Consider the following 1,807-nt stretch of genomic DNA (forward strand, 5'->3'; position numbering starts at 1 on the left):
ATGATTCCTGGAGGTGCTTTGCCTTCTGCATCATATATGTAGGCTTCTATTAATAATTTTTTGGTGTACCATTTTTGAGGAAAATTATATGATACTTTTTTACCAGTTTTTACTGGACCCGAAAGTTCATCCCACTTCCCATCTTTAAACTGGTAAAGTTTCCATTTGATAGTATTTGGGTCTATAACGATAGTACCTTTATGAAATTCTACGACTTCATAAAAAGTAGCTTCTCCAATTTTTGGATTTAATGCGCCTTTTATTTTTGCTACTCCTTTCATACTAGCTATAATTTGGGGTTTCCTCATCTTCAAATTCCTCCATGTCGACCATAGGACTTAGAGCTTCTATAACTTCTTTTTTCTCTTTTTTGGCTTGGGTTGGAGCGGGCTGGCTTACCTGCCCATGAAAAGTTATTTTAATACAATCTGTACCACCAATAGGGCAGGTGGCTTTACTGTCTTCGACCAATATTTTGCCTTTATTCTCTAAGGTCACATTTTTATAAAAACCACTCCACTTGGTTACAACGGCTTGACAAGGTTTGTAGCCACCGCCAGGAATGGGCTGTTTTTGGCAAGGACCAAAAGTATTTTTTTCGAAAGTTTGTCCAATTTCTTTGTCGGTGGCAATCATTTTTTTGCTACCATCTTTGTCATTTATAAACTCTTTTTTATGAGACTTTACGGCCAATTTGTCTGGTGCTGCCCCAAAATTGCACATGCATATTGCACCGTGACATACTATGTTTTTTTCTGCCATACTCTTTTTAGTTTTTGTTTATTTGTTTATTTGTTTTTTGATTATTCGATGGTTTGATTATTCGATCTTTCGAAAATACTAATAATCGAATAGTCGAACTATCGAATTTCAAATGAATACTTTTTATTTTTAATTAAAAATTCCCCATCAATTTTTTCAATATTCAAATTTTTGTTCAATATATATATTGTAACATACGATTCAATAGGAAACAATCCTGTGTTATTTTGATTTTTAACCAATTGTTTCGAAACAATTGCTTTCTCATTTTCATCAAAATTACCTTGATTTTCTACTTCAATAATCACTTCTTCCTCGTAATCAAGATTAAAGAAACTTAATGTTTCAACACCTTTTTTCTGAAAACCATGATAAGGCTCGTCAAAAATAGGAAAAAAATATTGGTTTATGAATAGGTTTTTTTTAATTGTTTTTAATAAAATTGCTTCGTTTTCTAAACTTTTCTCAAACAGTATCAAATACTTATCGACTATTTCGCCATCATATTCCTGAATCATTTTTTGTTTAATTTGAGTCCATTTTTCTACTATTTCATTATAATTTTCCAAACCAATAATTACATTTTTGGTATTAACTTGGAAAACACATTTTTCTATAGCTTCTCTGCACTTCAATGCGATAATTTGCATTAACGAATCTGGATATTTAAAATTCAGCAGAAAACTTGTTATGGTTACTTCTGTTAAAAAATAGGGTTTCAAGAACTCTTTGGTATAATGAACTGCTACTTTGTATGATATAACACTCAAATCGTCAGATGTATCTCCATCAATAGAGATTTCAACTGCATACTCTTGTTTAAAATCCTTAAAATTACAATTGATACTATTACTGTGAATCAGCAATTGTTGTTGTTCTTTTGACATAATTAAAACATATAATTAAACCGCCAAGTTACATATTATATCAATTATTTTTAACACAATTATATAAGAATATTCCAAACAATTAAATTTTATTGCGCCATTAAATATTTTAACAAATACTTTGCATTTTATTTCTAAAAATAACAATATGTTTGACA

Annotated in this window: 3 protein-coding genes; all 3 read right to left on the reverse strand. The window is 30.2% G+C overall.

Annotation, left to right across the window (positions count from 1 at the left end; genetic code table 11):
* Positions 1 to 281: hypothetical protein (locus RMN92_RS13045; protein ID WP_309609876.1), on the reverse strand; the 281-nt coding region annotated here is incomplete at its 3' end.
* Between the two features lies 1 nt (position 282).
* A complete protein-coding gene (locus RMN92_RS13050; protein WP_309609877.1) occupies positions 283 to 762 on the reverse strand; it encodes a DUF4280 domain-containing protein in 480 nt (159 codons plus the stop codon).
* 98 nt (positions 763 to 860) lie between these two features.
* The gene (locus tag RMN92_RS13055; RefSeq protein ID WP_309609878.1) at positions 861 to 1,649 is read right to left on the reverse strand and encodes a hypothetical protein; all 789 of its coding nucleotides are present in this window, start codon (positions 1,647 to 1,649) and stop codon (positions 861 to 863) included.
* Between the last annotated feature and the right edge of the window lie 158 nt (positions 1,650 to 1,807).

Source organism: Flavobacterium sp. (assembly GCF_031363805.1).
GTDB lineage: Bacteria > Bacteroidota > Bacteroidia > Flavobacteriales > Flavobacteriaceae > Flavobacterium.

Bases quoted from the DNA above. Each gene is read 5' to 3' on its own strand.
- RMN92_RS13050 (WP_309609877.1), bottom strand. From the start codon at position 762: ATGGCAGAAAAAAACATAGTATGTCACGGTGCAATATGCATGTGCAAT.
- RMN92_RS13055 (WP_309609878.1), bottom strand. From the start codon at position 1,649: ATGTCAAAAGAACAACAACAATTGCTGATTCACAGTAATAGTATCAAT.